This window comes from Streptomyces sp. NPDC050315 (assembly GCF_040655775.1).
Classification (GTDB): Bacteria; Actinomycetota; Actinomycetes; order Streptomycetales; family Streptomycetaceae; genus Streptomyces.
Window position 1 is genome coordinate 175,095 of record NZ_JBFAKN010000001.1, and the last position, 18,864, is coordinate 193,958.

Sequence of the window (18,864 nt, forward strand, 5' to 3'; positions counted from 1 at the left end):
GCGGGCTTCTCGATCAGGACGTGGGAGAGGGCGGCCAGGACGATCGTGACCGCGACGGTGACGGGGAAGAGCACCGCGAAGCTCGCGGTGCCGGCCCGCTCGCCGGTGATCCGCAGCCAGCCTTCGACCACACCATGTGCCACAGGAAGAGGCCGTAAGAGATCCGGCCGAGCCAGGCCGGCGCCGGCCGGGACAGCAGCGGGGCGGGGCCGCGGTCGGTGCGCAGCACCAGCGGCGCCACCAGTGCGAGCGCGATGAGGAGGTACAGCACGTGCTCCAGCAGGGCTTCGGCGACGGTCGGGTAGGCGGCGGTGCTGCCGGTCAGCGGCGTGGACACGACGGCGTAGGCGAGCACCGCCACGCCCCAGCTCGCCCACGGGTGCCGGGCGACGGCACCCAGGCCGGTGCCGCGGGCGGCGATCACCGCGAGCCCCATGCCGGCCGCGAAGTAACCGAGGTACTCGGGCAGCCAGAAGACGGCCGCGGGATACGGGCCCGCGGCCGGGACGTGGGTGGCCACGATCGAGACCAGCGAGACCAGTTCGAAGAGCCCGAGCGCCGCGAAGACCGCGGCCGGCCGCCGCAGCAGCGGGTGCAGCGCGAGCGCGAGCAGCGGCAGCACGGCGTAGAACGCGACCTCGGTGGCCAGGCTCCAGGTCTGGGTGACGCCGACGGGAATGACGTTCGGCTCGTAGATGTGCAGCAGCGCGAGCGTACGAACCGTGGGCCACGGCTCGCCGAGGACCAAGGGCGTGAAGGCCACCAGCGCGACCAGTGCCACCACCCAGTAGGCAGGCAGGATGCGCAGGGCGCGGTGCCAGAGGTAGCGCCCGGCGTGCGGGCGCGGGGTGCCGTCGCGGCCCGCGTTGGCGTACGGACGGTAGAGCAGCAGCCCGGACAGGACGAAGAAGACGGGCACGCCGACGGTGAAGCGGGACAGCAGCCAGCCGAGCGGCCCGCCGTGCCCGATGCCCAGCCAGCTGGAGGCGACCTGGCCGGTGTAGATGCCGACGTGCAGGGCGATCACCAGCAGGGCGGCGACGGCACGCATGCCGTCCAGGGCGGGGGCGTATGCCTTGCTGGTGTCCACCGTGGCCGGTCTCGCAACCGGCGCCGGGGAGGGAGTCCGGGCGCTCATGACGGGTCTGCCGCCTTGGCGGAGTCACCCGGCTGCGCCGTGGCGGCGGTTCCGGGCGCGTTGTCCGAGGCGGGCGCTTCGGCCGGGCTCCCGGCTGCCGTCCCGGTCGCGTCCGCCGCGGGCGCCGTCCGCTGAGCCTCGTCCGCCGCGGTCTCCGACGCCCCGCCCGTCGTCCGGCGCAGCCGGCCGACCAGCGGCAGCGCGGTCAGCGCCGAGACCAGTGCCAGGCCGCCGCCGATGAGGGCCGTGCCGGTGTCCGCGTGCGGGAAGAGGCCGACCGCCGCGACGCCGACCGCGGTGCCCGCGTAGAGCGTGGCACTGTTCCACGAGCTGGACGTGGCGCCCAGTGCGGGGCGGGCGTTGAGCAGCAGCGTCTGGACGTTGGTGCCGAAGGCGCCGCTGGCGAAGAACCACACGAGGACGCCCGCGCCGGCCAGCACCAGCGGCGAGCCGAGGGCCGCGAGGACCGCCGAGGCGCCCAGGACGAGCGCCCACACCGGGATCCACACCGCGTCCCCCGCGCCGCGCTGCCGCGCCCGGTCGCCGATGCGCCCCGCGGCCAGCGATCCGAGTGCGCTGCCCGCGCCGACCAGGATGCCCAGCAGCCCCAGCGCGTCGACGGACAGGCCGAAGCGGTCGTGCAGCACCGCGCCCAGGAAGGTATAGGCACCGAGGTTGGCGGCCTGCAGCAGCAGGACCACGATCAGGGTGTGCCGCAGCACCGAGTCCCGCCAGACCTCGAAGACGGTGCCGAAGTCGAGCGCCGGACGCTCGGCAGGAGCCGCTTGTGCGGGTCGGGTCTGCCGGTGGACGAGGGGCAGCGCGGCCAGTGTCAGGACGGTCAGCCCCCAGAAGGAGGTGCGCCAGCCGCCCCAGCCGGCGAGGAAGCTGCCTGCCGGTACGCCCAGGACCTGTCCGGCGGAGAAGAGCGCCATGCCGAGACCGACGGCCCGGCCGCGGACGGCGTCCGGCGCGGTCTCGGCGATGTGCGCCCAGATGGACGGTCCGGCCAGGCCGGCGCCCAGCGCGCCGAGCACTCGGGCGACGATCAGCACGGTGAGGCTGTCCGCGACCGCCGCGAGCGCGTTGCCCAGGAGGAAGAGCACAGTGCCCGCGACGATGGTGGGCTGCCGTCCGAAGCGGTCGGACACCGCTCCGAGGAAGGGTGCGGTGACCGCGTAGACGATGGTGTACGCGGTGACGGTGCTCGCCGCCGCGGCCTCGGTGACGCCCACGGAGTCGGCAATGGTGGGCAGCAGGGGCGAGACGAGGAAGGTCTCGGTGCCGATCAGGAAGAGCAGCAGGTAGACGCCGGTGTAGCGGGCCCAGCGCAGTGCGGCCGGTGGTGGGGACGCGGCGGCGTCGGTGGTGGTGGGCTCGGTTGCGCTGGACACGGTCTTCCTCTCGCAGAACGGCGGGTGACGGATCGATCGTCCCGGCGTTCCCGCAGGTCAGCCAGGCCCGCATTCATGCTGTTACTGGCACACACAGGCTGCGGCCGACTCGCGCCAGGAACCGGTCGGCGAAGACGGCATGCCCGGCGGGCGAGGGGTGCAGCCGGTCGATGCCCACGGGCTCCAGGAGGTGATCGGCGAGGTCCGCGCCGAAGACTTCGAGACCGTCGAGGTAGGCGAGGTGTTCGTCCCCTTGTGCCCGCAGCAGTTCCACGGCGCGGCGCACATGGTGCCGGGTCTCGGCGACCGTCAGCCCGGAGGGGCCCGGCACGTCCTCCCGGTCGGGGGCGACGATCGTCGACATCAGCGTGAACGGTGTGGTGGGGTGTCCGTCCCGTACGGTCCGCACGAAGCCGACGACCGCCGCGGCGAGCGAGTCCGCGTTGTGGGTGCCGAGTGCCTGGATGTTGATGCCGACGCAGGCGGTGATGACGTCGGCGGGCAGGTCGCGGATCAGCCGGGCGGTCATCGGCTGGAGGTAGCAGGCCCCGCCCAGCGCCAGGGAGATGAGGTCCCAGCCGGTGCGCCGGGCCACCAGCGCCGGCCAGGCGCGGGCCGGCGAGGCCGCACCGCGCCCCTGGGACACCGAACTGCCGTAGTGCACCCAGTGCGGCGCCGTACGCTCGTCGGGCCACACGACCGCGCCATCCGCCAACATCACTTCACCCAACCGGAATTGGGCGTACGTCGGCAGCCACAGCTCAACGACGGCCGGCCGGCCCGGCAGCCCCGTGACGCGGAAGGTGTGGTCCCGCCCGTCCGCCTCCAGCAGCACGGTGGTGCACCGCTCCCCGCACAGCACGTCCAGGTACGGCCGTTCCTGCGGACCGTTGAGCCGCGGCGGCGGGTCCGCCTGGTAACGGCACGTCAGCTCCGGGCTGTCCGTACGGAACGTCACCCGCACCCCGGCCGGCATCGCGGCCCGCCCCACCCCGCCTTCGGGCAGGTGCAGCGCCGCCTCGTCATGCGGCAGCCGCCAGGGCGCGGTCCATCCCGGGCCGCACTGCAGGGAGACGGCGCCGCGATAGCGCAACCGCGGATCGTCGTGGGCCAGCCGCACCGCCCCACGTCCACGAGCGGCAGCCATCTCAGAACTCCAGTACGTGGTCGCGAAGCGTCGCGCCCGGCGTGTCCTCCGTACGTGCCGGGCCGCGTTGTTGCAGCGGGCTGCGGTGCGCGTTGGGGGTGTGCGCACCGTGGCGCACCCTGGCCCGCTCCGGGAGCCGGCCCAGGTGCTGCGAGACCTCCTTGCGGTCGAAGCGGTAGCCCCTGCACATGTTGCGCGGGTGCTTCCAGGTGGCCGGCGATTGGTGCGGTACGGGCGGCATCAAGGTCAGCCCGAGGCGGAGCGGACGCGGCACGACGGTCTCCCTCACGAGGGTCTGATGGCCCCATCGTCAAAGCGCACCTCACCGGCAACAAGGCAGGTCTTTCTACTGTGACCCCCGGTCATACGCTGGCGCGCCCACCCGGCACTCGCGGGCTCATGCTGCCCCACACAAGCGCAGATACCGCACGGGGCCCGGCGATCGAGGTCCCCCGGCTGGGCGGCTGACAGCCGTCCGCGCCCCGACCTGGAGAGGCCGGGGCGCGGACGGAACTACCGGTGATCGTCGACGGGCTTACGGGTGCTCGGGGCGCTGATCGGCAGGTACGCCGCCGCCCTGGCCACCGCCCTTGCGGCCCTTGTCGGTACCGTGCGCATGCTCGGCGCCGCCGGGGCCGACCTTGCGGTCGGAGCCCGCCTTGGCCTCGGCCGCGTCCTGGACGGCGGCGCTCTTGCCACTGCGGCGCAGTTCGTTCGACTGCGGGTTCTTGCTCTTGCTCACCGCGTCCTCCTCAGGAGTTCCGCTGGTCGTCAGGGGTTCCGCTGGTCAAGGGTTCCGAGGGGCGTCAGGAGTTCCGCTGGTCATCGCGCTCATTGCGCTGCCCCTTCGGGCCGAGCCCGCGCTCCGTCCGGGGGCCGCGGGTCTGCCACTGCGGATCGTCCTCCAGCCGCCCCTTCGCGTCCTCGTTCGCGTGCTTGTCGGGGATTCCCTGGTCCTCGGCTTCCCGACGGAGCTTCGCCCGTCGCCTGTCGAACTTCTTGCTCCCTGGTTCGGGCATGACTTCCACACCTCCACTGGACCGGTTCTCCTCTCCCAGCGTCCCAAAACACCCAAAAAGCCGCTAATGGCCAATGCGCTGCACTCACCACGACAGCAGCACGGCCACGCGCACGCGCACGTGCGCTAGCGTCCGATCATGATCGAGATACGACAGGCAGGCCCCGAGGACGCCGAGGAACTGATACGGCTGCGTCGGCTGATGTTCGCGTCGATGAACGGCTCCGACGAGCCCGGCAGCTGGGAAAAGACCGCAGTGGAGATCGCCCGCCGACAGCTGTCGGGCCCCAACCCCGTACTGGGTGCCTTCGTCGTGGACGCGAACGGCACGGCGGACGAAGGCGCCGCACCCCGGCTGGCCGCCTGCGCGGTGGGCACGGTCGAGCAGCGGCTCCCCGCACCACAACACCCCACGGGCCGCTTCGCCTTCATCTTCAACGTGTGCACGGACCCGGAGTACCGCGGCCGCGGATACGCCCGCGCGACGACCGAAGCACTGCTGGCCTGGCTCGCCGAACAGGGCGTGTCCCGCGTCGACTTGCACGCCACCGACGAGGCGGAAGCCCTGTACCGCGCCCTCGGCTTCGCGGAGCACTCGACGCCGTTGTCCCTGGACGTCCGCACCTACGCCGCCACGCACCGCCCCTGACCTGCCAGTTCGGCAATACGCTGCCATCCAGTTGGGCAATACACTGCCACCCAGTCCCCGTTCCGGTCCCACCTGAAGGACACCACCACCGTGGCCGACTCCCCCACCAGCGCGCCCGCCGGCGAGGCGCACCGTACGTCCGTCGTCATCATCGGTGCCGGCCCGGCCGGTCTGACGCTCGCGAACGTCCTGCACGCCGCCGGCGTCGGCTGCGTCGTACTGGAGGCGGAGAGCCGGGAGTTCATCGAGCAACGGCCGCGCGCCGGCTTCATCGAGGAGTGGGTGGTGCACGCCCTGGACCGGCACGGGCTGGCCGGCGGACTGCTGGAACGGGCCGAGCGGCAGCGGACGTTCGAGTTCCGGTGGGACGGCGAGCGGCACGTGGTGGAGCCGGGCAGATTCTCCGGGCAGAGCCATTTCGTCTACCCGCAGCCGCTGTTGGTGACCGACCTGGTCGCCGCCTACGCGGACACGGCGTGCGGCGACATCCGCTTCGGCGTACGGGACGTCCGGCCGGCCGGCATCGACACCGACCGGCCCTCCGTCTCGTACACCAATCCGGAGACGGGCGAACGGCACCGCATCGACTGCGCGTACATCGCCGGCTGCGACGGCGCGCGGAGCGTGGCGCGCGCCGCGATACCCGCCGACGAGCTCCGCATCTCCCGCCTGGATTATGGCATCGGCTGGCTCGCGCTGCTCGCCGAGGCCCCGCCGTCCGCCGAGGGCGTCGTCTTCGGCATCCACGAAAGCGGGTTCAGCGCCCACATGGCGCGCACGCCCGAGGTCACCCGGTACTACCTGGAGTGCCCGCCGGGCGACGACCCGGCGAACTGGCCGCACGAAAGGATCTGGAAGGAGCTGCACACCCGCCTCGCCGCGACCGGCGCGCAGCCGCTCACCGAGGGCCGGATCATCGAGAAGACGGTCCTGGACATGCACAACTACGTGGTCGAGCCGATGGGTTACGGCGGCCTGTACCTCGCCGGCGAGTCGGCCCACCTGGTCGCGCCGATCGCGGCCAAGGGCATGAACCTGGCCATCCATGACGCACTGCTGCTCGCCCAGGCGCTCATCGCGGCCTGCACCTCCGGGGACGAACAGCCGCTCGCCCGCTACTCGGACGCCTGCCTGGGGAAGATCTGGCAGTACCAGGAGTTCTCCCAGTGGCTGTCCGAGGTGATGCACGGCGCTTCGTCCGGCGACCCCTTCCGCGCGGGCACGGCGACGGCCCGGATGCGACAACTCCTCGCGTCGGACGCCGCGGCAGCGGCCTTCGGCGAGACGTACCTCGGCTCGGCTACGGACATCGCGGGGCTCTGAGGGCCGGCGGCCTCTTGGATACCGGCGCTAGGCCCCGGCCGCCGACTGTCTGCCCCCACTGGTTCAGCCGACGGCGCGTCCCAGCCCCTCCAGCACCCGCGCCCCCGGCAGGTTCGCGAGCGCCTCACCCGGAACGATGAGCTTGCCGCGCCGCGCGCCGCTGCCGATCAGAAGGTACGGAGCCTCGGCGACGGCCGCGTCCACCAGGAGCGGCCAGTCGGCGGGCAGCCCGATGGGCGTGATGCCGCCGTACTCCATGCCGCTCTGGCCGACCGCGGTGTCCATCGGGGCGAACGACGCCTTGCGGGAGCCCAGTTCGCGGCGTACGACGCCGTTGACGTCCACGCGGGTGGTGGAGAGCACCACGCAGCCGGCGAGAGTGACGGTGTCACCGCGCTTGCCCGCCACCACGACGCAGTTCGCGGACTGTTCGAGCAGCCAGGAGCCGTAGTGCTCGACGAGCAGCGCGGTGTCGGCGATGGCCGGGTCGGTGTCCACGTGCAGAAGCTGCTTGACGTCCACCGGCCCCTGCCAGTCGCGGATCGCGGCGGCGACGGGCTCGGGCAGCAGGTCCAGGCACTCAACGGCGGGCCGGACATCGTCGAAGGCGTCCATGGGGGTGGACGCGGACGAAGAGGAGGATGGCGAAGAGGAGGCAGGCACTGATGTCGACATGTCCGTCAAGCTAACAGGATCATGACCGCGACTGACCCCTGTCACGCTCCTGTCTCACTTTCCGGACGCAGCGGGCGGTTTCAGCGGCGGGGCTCAACGGCCGGACTGGGCGATGGGGCCCAACGCCCGGACGGAACGAGCACCGCCATCGTCATCTCCACGACCTCCTCGCCGTCATTGCGATACGCGTGCGCGGCCGACGCCTCGAACGTGGCCGACGCACCCGCCGGTATCGCATGCTCGCCCCCGTCCACGACAAGGATCAGCTCCCCGCTGCGCACATGGAGCAGCTCCGTCGTCCCCGCCGGATGCGGGTCCGATTCACTGTGCTCACCCGGCATCAGCCGCCACTCCCACATCTCGAACGGGCCGGGCGCCTCCGTACCGACGAGCAGCGAAGTGTAACTACCGGCCTCGGTCGACCACATCCGTACCGCGTCGCCGGGCGCGACGATCCGCACCTGCGGCCCCTGGTCGTACTCCAGGAGCGTGGTGATGCTGATGCCGAGGGCGTCGGCGAGCTTCACGGTCGTCCCCACGCTCGGGTTCGTCCGCGCCTGCTCGATCTGGATGATCATGCCGCGGCTCACGCCCGCACGGGCGGCCAGGGCATCGAGCGTGTAGCCCCTCTCGGCGCGCCAGTTCTTGAGGTTGCGGGCCAGCGACTGCGTGAGCTGATCGAGATCCGTCACCGTTCCATCCAGTCCAATCCACTCATCGACAACGGGGCCGAGGTCATCGAGGTCATCGAGGTCAAATATTTTGGATGACGAGGTACATCATCCTGAACTACGCTGTCCTGCACTACATCGTTCATCACACTGTACTTGCGAGGACTGACACCATGACCGCGGTATTCGCCCTGGCCAGCAGTTTTCTCTGGGGAGCCGCCGACTTCGGCGGCGGGCTGCTCACCCGACGCATGCAGGCACTGACCGTCGTGGTCGTCTCGCAGGTGATCGCCGCGGCGGTGCTCGGCGCGATCGTCGTCGCCACCGGCGCCTGGCACGCGGCCGCGCCGCAGCTGTGGTTCGCCGTCGCGGCCGGCATCGTCGGCCCGGCGGCCATGCTCTGCTTCTACCGCGCGCTCGCGCTCGGCCCGATGGGCGTGATCTCGCCGGTCGCCTCGCTCGGCAGCGTCCTCGTGCCGCTCGGCGTGGGTTTCATAGGCGGCGAGCGCCCCGGCCTGGTGCAGATCGCGGGCATGGTGGTGGCCGTCGTCGGCGTGGTGCTGGCCGGTGGACCGCAGCGCGGCGGCGGCGCGATCACCCGCGAGGCCGTCGTACTGACCCTCATCGCGGCGTTCGGCTTCGGCGCGGTGATGGCCTTCATCTCCGAGGCGTCCACGAACGTGACCGGGCTCTTCCTCGCCCTGTTCGTCCAGCGCGTGTGCAACGTCGCGGTCGGCGGCGCGGCCCTGTACGTGGCGACCCGGCGCGGCACACCCGCGCTGCCCGAAGGCGGCCTGGCCGTCATCCGCGCCGCCTTCCCGGCACTGGCGTTCGTCGGCATCGCCGACGTCGCGGCCAACGGCACGTACGCGATCGCCACGCAGAGCGGCCCGGTCACCGTCGCCGCCGTCCTCGCCTCGCTCTACCCCGTCGTCACCGCGGTCGCCGCGATGGGCGTGCTCAAGGAACGGCTGCGCGCCATCCAGACAGCAGGCGCCTCACTGGCCCTCGCGGGCACGGCTCTGCTGGCTTCCAGCGGGTGAGGTGAGGGAGGCGGGTTCCGGGACGGTCCCGGCGGTCGTTGCGGTAGCCTCCGATCGCGCCTCCGCCTCCGACCCCATCTCCGAATCCGCCAGCGCCAGCAGCTGATCCGGCGTGACGCCTTCGGGGATCGGTACCGGCGGCGGTGTACGCAACGGCGGCTGCCAGCCCGCCGCCGGGTCCCAGGTGCGGACGACCTTGGCGGGCGCCCCGGCGACCACGGCATGGTCGGGCACCTCACCGCGCACGACCGCGCCCGCCGCGACCACGACGTTCCGCCCCAGCCGTGCGCCCGGCAGGATCACCGCCCCCGCGCCCAGCCAGGATCCGCTGCCGATCTCGACGGGCGCGGTCCGCGGCCACTGCTTGCCCACAGGCTGCGCCGGATCGTCGTACGAATGGTTGTCGCTGGTGATGTAGACATACGGGCCGCAGTAGACCTCGTCCCCGATGGTGACGGTCTGCGAGGCGACAACATGGCTGCCGCGCCCCAGCACGACCCCGTTGCCCAGCCGCAGTACGGACTCCGGGCCGAGATCGAGCCCCGGCATCATCCCGGCGGTCAGCGTGACCTGCTCGCCGATGATGCAGTACTCGCCCAGCTCGATCCACTGCTCACCGAAAACCGTGCCCTGGGGATAGGCGAGCCTGGTGCCGTCCCCGATACGGCGGAAGCGGTACGGCCCGGGTCGCTCGGCCGTCACCGCGCCGGCCTCCTGCACCCAACGCGTACCCCGGTGCACGACCCACGACGCGGCCCGCCGCCGCCAGGCCCCGACAGATGAGAACACGTTCTTCTTCGCACGCACCCGCTCACCGTACTCACCAGTAAGGCCAACGCACCCCGCTCCGACCTGTGATCTTCACCCCATGAGCGGCCCCTTCCCCTCCCCTGACAGACCCGGCACGTCGATCCGCCGTACGGTCCGAATCTCCACCACCACGCACTCCGTACGGCCCGAACCTCCTCCACCACGCGCTCCGTATGCTCCGCGATCTCCGCAAGCGTGCTGACCCACATGCCCGCCATCCCCCGCACGACCTCGATCGACCCTCTCCAACGTGGCAGCCCGCGACGGCCGCCCGGACTCTCGATGCCTCCGCTCCCGCTCCCGGCCCACCCCGGATAGAACGCGTACTGCTCCCACTCATCCAGCCCCCAGCGCACAGGAATCTCCACCAGCCTGTCGCCGCCCTTCCCTGCCCCTGCCCTGCCCCTGCCCGCCATCGCGTCCCCGTTCCCGTCCCCGCCCCATCCCCGTACCCTCATTGACGCGACCGACCTGAGCGTCGAACGGCGGCTGCTGGCCGACTCCTTCCACGCGCCGGCCGACGCCCTGGGCCGTGAGCAGCTCGCCCGCTCCCGGCGCTCCGCACCCCGGAGCGGGACCTGCTGCTCACCACGCTGGGGACCTATTTCGAGACCGGCTTCGGCAAGACCCGTACCGCCGAACTACTCCACCTCCAGCGCCAGTCCCTCTACGCCCGCCTGCGCCGTGCTTTCACCCTGCTCGGCGGCGACCCGACAGGCACACCACGCGCACTGGCCATACACCTGGCCCTCCGCCTGCACCACCACACACCATGATCGAACACTTCCCCTCACACCCCTTCCGGCGCATCCCCGAAGTCCGGTATCGGCAGCCGCTCCCCACCCCGCTGCGCCGACTCATGGGCGACGATGCCCGGCAGGGTGTAGCGGGCGGCGACCCAGGCATTCACGGACGGCAGCGTGCGGGTGTTCACCGCCGTGACGAAGTCGTCGACCAAGAAGTGATGGCTCCCCTCGTGCCCGTTGTGCATATGGTCGAATTCCCGCGGCAGCCGGGACCGGTCGTGCACGGGCGCGGAGCCCGAGGTGAAGGCGTCACGCAGCGCGGGTGCCACATGGCGCAGCGACGGGTCGTCGGGTGACAGAGTGGGCTTGGGCTGCAGGAGCTCGGTGATGTCCTTGACCCCCTTCTTGTCCTGCCAGCAGCTCACCGCGGCGAGCTGCTCCATGCTGCCGTCGGTACCGAAGAACCGGAAACGCGACTCCCGTATATGGGACGGATAACCCACCCTCCGAAATTCGTTCGTACGGAACGAGCCGCCCCCCGCGACCTCGAACAGCGCCGTCGCATTGGACATGTCGTTGCCGAACTGGCTGACCCCCTTGTCGAACACCCCGTCCCCCCGGCTGTCCGTGACGCCGATGGCCGAGACACTCACCGCGTGCGTCAGCCAGGCGCCGAGCACACCGCCGACGGAGTGGGTCGGGTAGAGCAGCGGCGGATAACTGGCGGTGGCCTTCCAGTTCTCGCCACCGCTGTACTGGTACGCCTCGTAGAAGCCGAGGTCCATGTCGTGTACGTAGTCACCCTCGGCGTAGAAGAGCCGGCCGAAGGCACCGTCCGCCAGCTGGTTCCGGGCGTAGACGGTGGCCGGGTTGTACTGGCTGGTCTCACCCATCATGTACGTCAGGCCCGTCTCGCGTACGGCGTCGATGATCGCGGCGATCTCCTCCTCGCTCACCGCCATCGGGACCGCGGAGTACACGTGCTTGCCCGCCCGCAGCCCCTGCACGACGAGCGGGCCATGGGTCCAGCGCTGAGTGAAGATCGCTACGGCATCCACGTCCGACGCGAGCATGTCCTCGTACGAGGGGTACGTGCCGGTGAGCCCCTCCGCTGCGACCAGATGCTCGGCGCGCTCGGGAAGCAGATCGGTGACGTACACATCGCCCACTCCGGGGTGGGCATGGAAAAGCGTGGCGAATTGCCCGGAAAATTGCCCGGCGCCGACGATTCCGAGGGAGAACGTCATGGAGATGGGGTCCTTTCGCTGAGTGAGGGAGCTTCCCCCCACTGGGAGGCGATCACTGGGCAGGGATCGTTGGAAGGCGATCACTGGGAAACATCACTGGGAGAACAGGAGATTGATCTGACGGTTGGTCCGGGTGAGGCTGCTGACCGCGGCCCCGTTGGCGTAGATGTCCTGCATGGCGGGCCGCATCAGGCCGTACACGTCCGCCGCGTGAGCGGTGATCGGGAAGGAGAACGTCGTCCTGTCGGCCACCGGCCGGGTGAAGGCCATGACGTCGATACCCTGCTCGGCATACGCGGCAACGGCGGCGTCCGTACCGCCCTTGGTCGCGGGGAAGACGATCCCGTACTGACCGACGGTCTTCTGGCACGCGTCGGAGGCGAGGTACGCCACCCACCGCTCGGCGCCCTTCTTGTTCCGCGCGTGCTTCGATATGGAATCGGCGAGGCCGTTCATCATGGTGGCGCGTTCGCCGGTGGGACCGATGGGAGTCCGCGCAGTGCCGATGTCGACGCCCTTCATGCCGTGGAACGTCTTGATCATCCATGAGCCGTGCAAGGCGGCCGCCGCCGTGCCGGAGCCCACCTGGGCCTCGGGGCCGTTCGTCTCCGAGTAGTTCTTGAACGGCGCCAGGTAGCCCTTCTTCGCGAGGCCGAAGTACCAGTCGACCACGTCCCGAAAGGTCTTCTGGCCGTAGTTGTAGTGCGTGCCCCAGGTCTTCCTGTCGGTGTACTGCCAGCCTGCTGAAGCGGCGAAGCTGCTCCACTGAGTCTGGCCGTCGGCGTCCCCGCCATCGTTGGTGGCCAGGCCGTATACCTTGACGTGCTCGCGGTCGAAGCCCGGTTCGTCACCGCGGACGCCGTGGACGTCGACCGTGAGGTGGGCGATGGCCTTCTCGAACGTGCCGCCGTCCTCGGGATTCCAGGTGAGACGGTCCAGGTCGGCCGTGGAGAGGCCGGCGGCCGCGGCCATTTTCTTGTTGAAGAACAGGGCGATCGTGTCCCAGTCCTTCGGAGCGCCGTAACGGTGGCCGTCCTGTCCCTTCCAAGCAGCGCCGAGACCGGGCTGATAGGCGGAGTCCTCGATCTTCCTGGTCAGCGGCAGCTCGTCCAGCGGGGCGAGCACCTTCAAGTCGACGAACTGGGTGAACTTCTGGACGTGGTTGGTGAAGACATCGGGTTGGGTCCCCGCGATGAAGCTGGACGCGAGCTTGGTCCAGTAGTCCTCCCATCCCATCTGGGTGATCTTTACGTCGAGACCGGGGTGCTGCTGCTCGAAATCCTTGGCGCACGCTTCGTACGCAGGCAACTGATTCGCATCCCACAACCAGTACGTGACGGTGTCCCGCCCGCCGGCACCCGCGGACACGTCCTGCGTACCGCACCCGGAAGCCAGGCCCAACGCCATGGCGACGGCCCCCGAGAGCCAAACCCGGCCCCAGCGGCCCGGCCTGCGAGCACGCCCGCCCCTCCGCGCCCGGAACGGCATGGCGAACGACGCACGAGATCCGATGCTTCTCCGCACTGTGTTCCCTCCCTTCCCTGCTACTTGATCCCGCTGAAACCAATCGAGTTGACGATGCGGCGCGCACAGCATGCGAAGAGGACGAGCATCGGGAGCGCCGCGATGAGCGTCGCTGCCATCAGGCCCGACCAGTCCGTGCCGGTCTGCGGTGTCTGGGCCCGGAAGATGCTGAGCGCCACGGTCAGCACCCGGGAACTGTCGCTGTACGACACCATCAGCGGCCAGAAGTAGTCGTTCCAGGCGGTGATGTACGTCAGCACGCAGAGGGTGACGACCGGCGTGGACGCCATGGGCAGCAGCAGCCGGAAGAAGATCCGTATCTTGCCGGCGCCGTCCAGCAAGGCGGCCTCTTCGACCTCACGGGGCAGGTTCATGAAGAACTGCCGCAGGAAGAACACGGCGAACGGCGTCATGAACAGACTGGGCAGGGCGACACCGAGCAGCGTGTCCACGAGCCCGAGCTCTTTGATGAGCACGAAGTTCGGCAGCAGGGTGAAGATCGTGGGCACCATGAGCCCGGCGAGGAACAGCGCGAACACCCGGTCCCGCCCACGCCATCGCAGCCGCGCGAAGGCGTAGGCGGCCATGGCGGAGAAGAGGACCTGACAGACCGTTACCGCCGTGGCGACGATCGTCGAATTGGCCAGGTAGCGCCAGAAGTCGATGGAGCCGCCCGCACCGCCCTGGGCGAGCGCCTCCTCGGTGCTCTGCAGGCCGAGGACCCGGGCGAAGCCTCCTCCGGTGAGGCCGACCGGAAGTGGGGACGAGGGGTTGGCGGTCAGGGCGGGGTTGGCGGAGAGCGCCGTGCGCAGGATCCAGTAGAAGGGCAGCAGGGTGATGGCGATGATCGCGGCCATCACGACCCAGGCGAATACCCGACCGGGCGAGATACGGCGACGACGGACCGGGGAGGCTCCGGACGCCGGTGCACCGGGATGTCCCGGCGCGTCGGCGCGCGCGGTGACGGTAACAGCCATGGCAGCGGCTCCTTACTGGCCGAGGTCTGTGCGACCGGCTCGGGTGAGCCGGTACTGGAGGACGGTGATCACGCTGAGCACGGCCAGCAGCGCGACGGACATCGCCGAGGCGTAGCCGAACTGGAAGCGGCCGAAGGCGGAGTTGTAGATGTAGAGCTGGAGGACGTTGGTCGCGTTGGCCGGGCCGCCGGCGGTGGTCACGGCGACGGTGTCGAAGACCTGGAATGATCCGATCACCGTCATGATGAGGACCACGGCGAGCACCGGTCGCAGCAGCGGCAGCGTCACACGCCGGAACATCCGCCATTCGCTCGCGCCGTCGACCTTCGCGGCTTCGTACACCTCGCCCGGTATCGCCTGCAGCCCGGCGAAGAGCAGTAGTGCGGTGTAACCGACGTGCCGCCAGACGTTGATGAGGGCGAGGGTCGGGATCGCCCAGGTCTCGTCCGCCAGGAAGGGGATGTGGTCCATGCCCAGGGCGCCGAGGATGCGGTTGCCGATACCGAGCTGGGTGTCGAGCAGCCACAGCCAGACGATGCCGGCGACGACGTTGGATACGAGGTAGGGCGCCAGCACGATGCCTCGCAGCACGGCCGACTGCGTGAGTCGCTGCATGAGCACGGCGATCGCCAGGGCCGCCAGGGTCTGCACACTGATGTTGATCACGACGTACTCGACGGTGATCCACAGGGACTCCCAGAAGAGGGGGTCATGGGCCAGGCGGACGTAGTTGTCGAAGCCGACCCACTCGGCCGGGGTGAGAAGGTTGTACTGAGTGAAGCTGAGCCAGATGCCGCGGAGGGTGGGCCAGAGCAGGAACACCAGGAAGCCGAACATCGCGGGCGCGAGGAAGATCGCGGCCAGGCCCCCGTCCCCACGCCCGCCGCCGTCCCGCTCGCGGGCTCGTTTCGCGCCTGCGGGCCGTGTTGATGCAGCCGGACGCCAACGCAGGCGCGTCGGCAGGCTGTTGGAGGCGACGGTCATTTGCGACTCCCTCGTCGGCGACTCATCTCGCTTTACTTTCACGACAGAACAATCATGACGTCAAGGGTCGCGCACAAAGCTTTCTTCGAACCAGTGAATCACTCAGAGTGATGAATCTCCTTGCCCTTACTTCCGCCAGAAAACTAATCTGAACGTTGTTCCAGGCGGTCTCGGTAACGTCGGACGGACTGAGGCCCACCCCTTCACACCTGTGCGAGGACCCCATGAGCACACTTGCCGCGAGCTGGTTGCCGCTGACCCCCGGTGAACGGGCCGTGGCACTGGAGGTACTGACCCACGGACCGCTCTCACGTACGGAAATCGCCCGGCGGCTGGAGCTGTCGCCCGGCAGCCTCACCCGGCTGACCAAGCCACTGCTCGAGTCCGGGCTGCTGATCGAATCGCACCTACCGGTGGAGGAGTTCGCCACGGCCGCGGTGGGCAGGCAGGGGCGTCCGTCGCAGCCGCTGGACATCATCGCCGAGTCGCGGCACTTCGCCGGTTTCAAGATCACGGCAGACACGGTCTATGGAGTGGTCACCACGCTCAGGAGCGAGGTCGTCGCCCAGCACTCCCGGCCGCTCACCACGCACGACCCGCACGAGGTCGCGGACCTGCTGCACGACATGGCAGACGCTTTCGGGCACGACTTTCCGCAGCTGGCCGGCATCGGCATCGGCGTGGGCGGCCGCGTCCAGGAGCGTGCCGTCGTCGCCGAATCCGCCTTCCTCGGCTGGTCGGACGTGCGTATAGCCGAGCTCGTCGAGGAACGCTCCGGCCTGCCCGTGGTGGTCGAGAACGATGTCGCGGCGCTGATCGAGGCCGAAGCGTGGTTCGGCGCGGGCCGCGGACTCGAGCGGTTCGCGGTCCTCACGATCGGCGCGGGCATCGGATACGGCCTGGTGCTGGACGGAAAGCTGATCCGCTCCAGCGATGACGGGCGCGGCGTCGGCAAGCGCTGGATCATCAACCCGAACGGCCCGCTCACACCCGACGGCGAGCGCGGCAGCGCCATCGCCCTTCTGACCATCCCGAACATCTGTTACCAGGTGCAGGCCGCCACCGGCCGAGAGGTTGACTACGACGAGGTCCTGGCCCTCGCCGCGGCCGGCGATCCCGTGGCGTCACGGGTGATCGACGAAGCGGCGCGAGGCCTGGGCACGCTGGTGGCCCAGATCGCCAACTTCGCCCTGCCGCAGAAGATACTGCTCGCCGGCGAGGGCGTGGGCTTGGTCGATGTCGCCGGCCCGGCCGTCGAGGAGGCAATATCCGCCAACCGTCACCCGCTGGCAGACCCCATCGTCATGGAGACCAAGGTCTCCGACTTCCACCAATGGGCCCGCGGCGCAGCAGTCCTGGCCATTCAAGTACTGGTCCTGGGCGCGAAGGAGGTGTGAGCGGTCGGGGACGGGAGGAGACGGGAACAGCCGCGCAATGCCAGGGGCAGCGGGCGCTGGTCAGCCGGGGCTGGTCTGCGGCCTGTGTACTGCGACCTGTGGCCGATGGCTTGTGGTTTGTGGTTTGTGACTTGGGGTCGACAGGGCGCGCAGGGGTGGTGCGTCGGCGAAGGACGTAGATGCATGTGATCGGCAGGGGAAGCGCTAGGCCATAGGGCAGACGCCGAGGGGGTGGATGCGGGATGCGACGAGCGGGATGTGGCACGGTGCAGGTGCGTCTCGTGGCTGGGACCGCTCGTGCGGTGCCTGGGCCGCGGGACGTGAACGCACGCACAACGAGGAGGAGAGTCCATGTCGAATCCGCCGCTTCCCGAGGCCGCTGTCGCCATGCTGAGGAAGCCGAATCCGGCTGTCATCACCACGCTCCGGTCCGACGGCCAGCCGGTGTCCACGGCCACCTGGTACCTCTGGGACGACGGTCGGGTGCTGGTCAACATGGACGAGGGCCGTAAGCGGCTGAGCCATGTGCGTAAGGACCCGCGGGTGACGCTCACCGTGCTCGATGAGGAGAGCTGGTACACGCACATCAGCATCATCGGGCGCGTCGTCGAACTGCGTGACGACGAGGGCCTCGCCGACATCGACCAGCTGGCCCAGCACTACATGGGAAAGGAGTACCCACAGCGGGACCGCAAGCGGGTCAGCGCCTGGATCGAGATCGATCGCTGGCACGGCTGGGGCACGCTTAAGGACAGCAGCCAGCCGGGGTGATCGCCGGGCCGGGGACGACTCCCCCGGCGTGCACCGGCTCGGCCCGGTTCGCCAGTACCCCCGGTCGGCAGTGCCCACCCGGTCCGCGCGGTCCGCGGTACCTGTCCAATCCGGGGTACCGCCCCGGTCCGCGGAACCGGCCCGGTGCGCAGTGCCCGCCCCGGTCCGCAGTACTGGCCGGGTGCGCGGTACCGGTCCGCCCGCAGTACCGGCCCATCGGCCCGGGCTCTCGTTCGGGCCCAATGGTCGGCGCCGGGCTGTCCGGTCCCGGTCCCGGTGCCGGATCGGATTGCGGCGCGCGAGTCACAGCCGTACCGCTGGCGCCGGCGGCCGCTCGGGGCGGGGCCAGGTCTCTGCCGGAGCCGCGGCTCGGCGCCCGCCATCGCCTCCTGGTGCTGCCCCGGTTTCCGCAGCCGGGCAGCTCGGCCGCGCGGCTCGGCTTCGGCCCAGTCGTGACTCAGCGACGGCCACCGGCGCTTTCCGGCCTAGCCCCGAGGCTCGGCGCGACGGCCACTGGCGTCTTCCGGCCCAGCCTAGACAGCAGCGGCCGTCACCTGACGGCTTGCAGCCCAGACCTGGGGCGCGGCGGCCACCGGCGGCTTCCATCCCAGGCCTGCGTCGGCAGCGGCCACCGGCGGCTGCCGCTGAGGCAGCGGCTGCGGCTCCAGTGCGCCTACAGGTACGGCTATGCCTCGTCGGGCTGTGTCGGCTTGGCTGGGGCGTTGCCGGGCTGGACGGTTTGGCGGTGGCGGGTGGCGAGGTCGACGTAGACGGCGGCGTTCAGCTTGATGGAGTCGCGTTCTTCGTCGGTCAGCTCGCGCTTGACCTTGGCCGGTACTCCGGCGACCAGCGAACCGGGCGGCACCTGCATCCCCTGCGGAACCAACGCCTGCGCGGCCACAAGGGAGCCGGCGCCGATGCGGGCGCCGTTCAGTACCGTGGCGCCCATGCCGACCAGCACGTCGTCCTCGATGGTGCAGCCGTGCAGTACCGCGTTGTGCCCGACCGACACGCGCTCGCCGACCGAGACCGGGAAGCCCGGGTCGACGTGGACGGTGCAGTTGTCCTGGATGTTGCTCTCGGCACCGATGGCGATGGGGCCGCCGTCGGCCCGCAGGACGCTCTGGTACCAGACGCTCGAACCGGCAGCCATGGTGACCTCGCCGAGCACGACGGAGGTGGGAGCGGTGAACGCGTCGGGGTCGATCCTCGGCTCCGGCCCGCCGACCCCGGAAATCAATGCCTGTTCCGCCATCGCTGTCTCCTCGTCACGTGTTGTCGCGCTTCGTCACGTCTCGTCAGTGCTGTACCGGGTGGCGATACACGGTGTCAGTGTCGTGTCGATCTCGG

20 protein-coding genes are annotated in these 18,864 nt (G+C 70.1%); 6 read left to right on the forward strand and 14 right to left on the reverse strand.

What is annotated here, in order from left to right; genetic code table 11:
- Nucleotides 1-13 precede the first annotated feature (13 nt).
- The 6 genes from AB0I82_RS00800 to AB0I82_RS00825 all read right to left on the reverse strand — a co-directional run bounded on the left by AB0I82_RS00800 (nt 14) and on the right by AB0I82_RS00825 (nt 4,698).
- Nucleotides 14-1,090: an acyltransferase gene (locus AB0I82_RS00800; protein WP_363254850.1), complete on the reverse strand. Its 1,077-nt coding sequence runs from the start codon at nt 1,088-1,090 to the stop codon at nt 14-16.
- A gap of 44 nt (nt 1,091-1,134) precedes the next feature.
- Nucleotides 1,135-2,532, reverse strand: coding sequence for an MFS transporter (locus AB0I82_RS00805; protein WP_363254851.1), 1,398 nt, complete (start codon nt 2,530-2,532; stop codon nt 1,135-1,137).
- 73 nt (nt 2,533-2,605) lie between these two features.
- Nucleotides 2,606-3,679, reverse strand: a complete 1,074-nt coding sequence (locus tag AB0I82_RS00810; protein WP_363254852.1) for an SGNH/GDSL hydrolase family protein — start codon at nt 3,677-3,679, stop codon at nt 2,606-2,608.
- A 1-nt stretch (nt 3,680) separates the two neighbouring features.
- Nucleotides 3,681-3,953 carry a hypothetical protein gene (locus AB0I82_RS00815; protein WP_363254853.1) on the reverse strand — a complete coding sequence of 91 codons (273 nt, stop codon included), beginning with the start codon at nt 3,951-3,953 and terminating at the stop codon, nt 3,681-3,683.
- A gap of 261 nt (nt 3,954-4,214) precedes the next feature.
- A complete protein-coding gene (locus AB0I82_RS00820) occupies nt 4,215-4,421 on the reverse strand; it encodes a hypothetical protein (RefSeq protein WP_363254854.1) in 207 nt (68 codons plus the stop codon).
- 64 nt (nt 4,422-4,485) lie between these two features.
- Entirely contained in the window at nt 4,486-4,698 is a 213-nt protein-coding gene (locus AB0I82_RS00825; RefSeq protein ID WP_363254855.1) for a hypothetical protein, read from the reverse strand.
- A 138-nt stretch (nt 4,699-4,836) separates the two neighbouring features.
- Here AB0I82_RS00825 and AB0I82_RS00830 point away from each other — a divergent pair, with 138 nt between their 5' ends.
- Nucleotides 4,837-5,346, forward strand: coding sequence for a GNAT family N-acetyltransferase (locus tag AB0I82_RS00830; protein WP_363254856.1), 510 nt, complete (start codon nt 4,837-4,839; stop codon nt 5,344-5,346).
- Between the two features lie 90 nt (nt 5,347-5,436).
- On the forward strand, nt 5,437-6,669 hold the full coding sequence (locus AB0I82_RS00835) for a 4-hydroxybenzoate 3-monooxygenase (protein ID WP_363254857.1): 1,233 nt from the start codon (nt 5,437-5,439) through the stop codon (nt 6,667-6,669).
- 63 nt (nt 6,670-6,732) lie between these two features.
- On the opposite strand, the gene AB0I82_RS00840 is transcribed toward AB0I82_RS00835, so the two are convergent.
- Both AB0I82_RS00840 and AB0I82_RS00845 read right to left on the reverse strand, forming a co-directional pair.
- Entirely contained in the window at nt 6,733-7,284 is a 552-nt protein-coding gene (locus AB0I82_RS00840; RefSeq protein WP_363256025.1) for a YbaK/EbsC family protein, read from the reverse strand.
- 140 nt (nt 7,285-7,424) lie between these two features.
- Nucleotides 7,425-8,036 (reverse strand): XRE family transcriptional regulator, encoded by a 612-nt coding sequence (locus AB0I82_RS00845; protein WP_363254858.1) that lies wholly within the window; start codon nt 8,034-8,036, stop codon nt 7,425-7,427.
- A gap of 152 nt (nt 8,037-8,188) precedes the next feature.
- On the opposite strand from AB0I82_RS00845, the gene AB0I82_RS00850 reads away from it, so the two are divergent.
- Entirely contained in the window at nt 8,189-9,058 is an 870-nt protein-coding gene (locus tag AB0I82_RS00850) for an EamA family transporter (RefSeq protein WP_363254859.1), read from the forward strand.
- On the opposite strand, the gene AB0I82_RS00855 is transcribed toward AB0I82_RS00850, so the two are convergent.
- Nucleotides 9,014-9,865 carry an acyltransferase gene (locus tag AB0I82_RS00855; protein ID WP_363254860.1) on the reverse strand — a complete coding sequence of 284 codons (852 nt, stop codon included), beginning with the start codon at nt 9,863-9,865 and terminating at the stop codon, nt 9,014-9,016. The genes AB0I82_RS00850 and AB0I82_RS00855 overlap by 45 nt on opposite strands.
- 596 nt (nt 9,866-10,461) lie before the next feature.
- Between AB0I82_RS00855 and AB0I82_RS00860 the strand changes: the two genes are divergently transcribed.
- Complete coding sequence (locus AB0I82_RS00860; protein WP_363256026.1) at nt 10,462-10,644, forward strand: helix-turn-helix domain-containing protein; 183 nt, start codon at nt 10,462-10,464, stop codon at nt 10,642-10,644.
- A 14-nt stretch (nt 10,645-10,658) separates the two neighbouring features.
- Here AB0I82_RS00860 and AB0I82_RS00865 read toward each other — a convergent pair whose 3' ends face one another.
- From AB0I82_RS00865 to AB0I82_RS00880, 4 genes are all read right to left on the reverse strand, one after another.
- Nucleotides 10,659-11,861: a Gfo/Idh/MocA family oxidoreductase gene (locus AB0I82_RS00865; RefSeq protein ID WP_363254861.1), complete on the reverse strand. Its 1,203-nt coding sequence runs from the start codon at nt 11,859-11,861 to the stop codon at nt 10,659-10,661.
- Nucleotides 11,862-11,954: 93 nt separating this feature from the next.
- Nucleotides 11,955-13,268, reverse strand: a complete 1,314-nt coding sequence (locus AB0I82_RS00870) for a sugar ABC transporter substrate-binding protein (protein WP_363254862.1) — start codon at nt 13,266-13,268, stop codon at nt 11,955-11,957.
- Between the two features lie 137 nt (nt 13,269-13,405).
- Nucleotides 13,406-14,362 carry a carbohydrate ABC transporter permease gene (locus AB0I82_RS00875; protein ID WP_363254863.1) on the reverse strand — a complete coding sequence of 319 codons (957 nt, stop codon included), beginning with the start codon at nt 14,360-14,362 and terminating at the stop codon, nt 13,406-13,408.
- Nucleotides 14,363-14,374: 12 nt separating this feature from the next.
- Nucleotides 14,375-15,346, reverse strand: a complete 972-nt coding sequence (locus AB0I82_RS00880) for a sugar ABC transporter permease (protein WP_363254864.1) — start codon at nt 15,344-15,346, stop codon at nt 14,375-14,377.
- Between the two features lie 224 nt (nt 15,347-15,570).
- Between AB0I82_RS00880 and AB0I82_RS00885 the strand changes: the two genes are divergently transcribed.
- Together AB0I82_RS00885 and AB0I82_RS00890 are read left to right on the forward strand one after the other, a co-directional pair.
- The gene (locus tag AB0I82_RS00885) at nt 15,571-16,743 is read left to right on the forward strand and encodes an ROK family transcriptional regulator (RefSeq protein ID WP_363254865.1); all 1,173 of its coding nucleotides are present in this window, start codon (nt 15,571-15,573) and stop codon (nt 16,741-16,743) included.
- A gap of 351 nt (nt 16,744-17,094) precedes the next feature.
- Entirely contained in the window at nt 17,095-17,514 is a 420-nt protein-coding gene (locus AB0I82_RS00890) for a PPOX class F420-dependent oxidoreductase (protein WP_363254866.1), read from the forward strand.
- 685 nt (nt 17,515-18,199) lie between these two features.
- Here the strand turns inward: AB0I82_RS00890 and AB0I82_RS00895 are convergent.
- Nucleotides 18,200-18,769: a gamma carbonic anhydrase family protein gene (locus tag AB0I82_RS00895; protein WP_363254867.1), complete on the reverse strand. Its 570-nt coding sequence runs from the start codon at nt 18,767-18,769 to the stop codon at nt 18,200-18,202.
- Between the last annotated feature and the right edge of the window lie 95 nt (nt 18,770-18,864).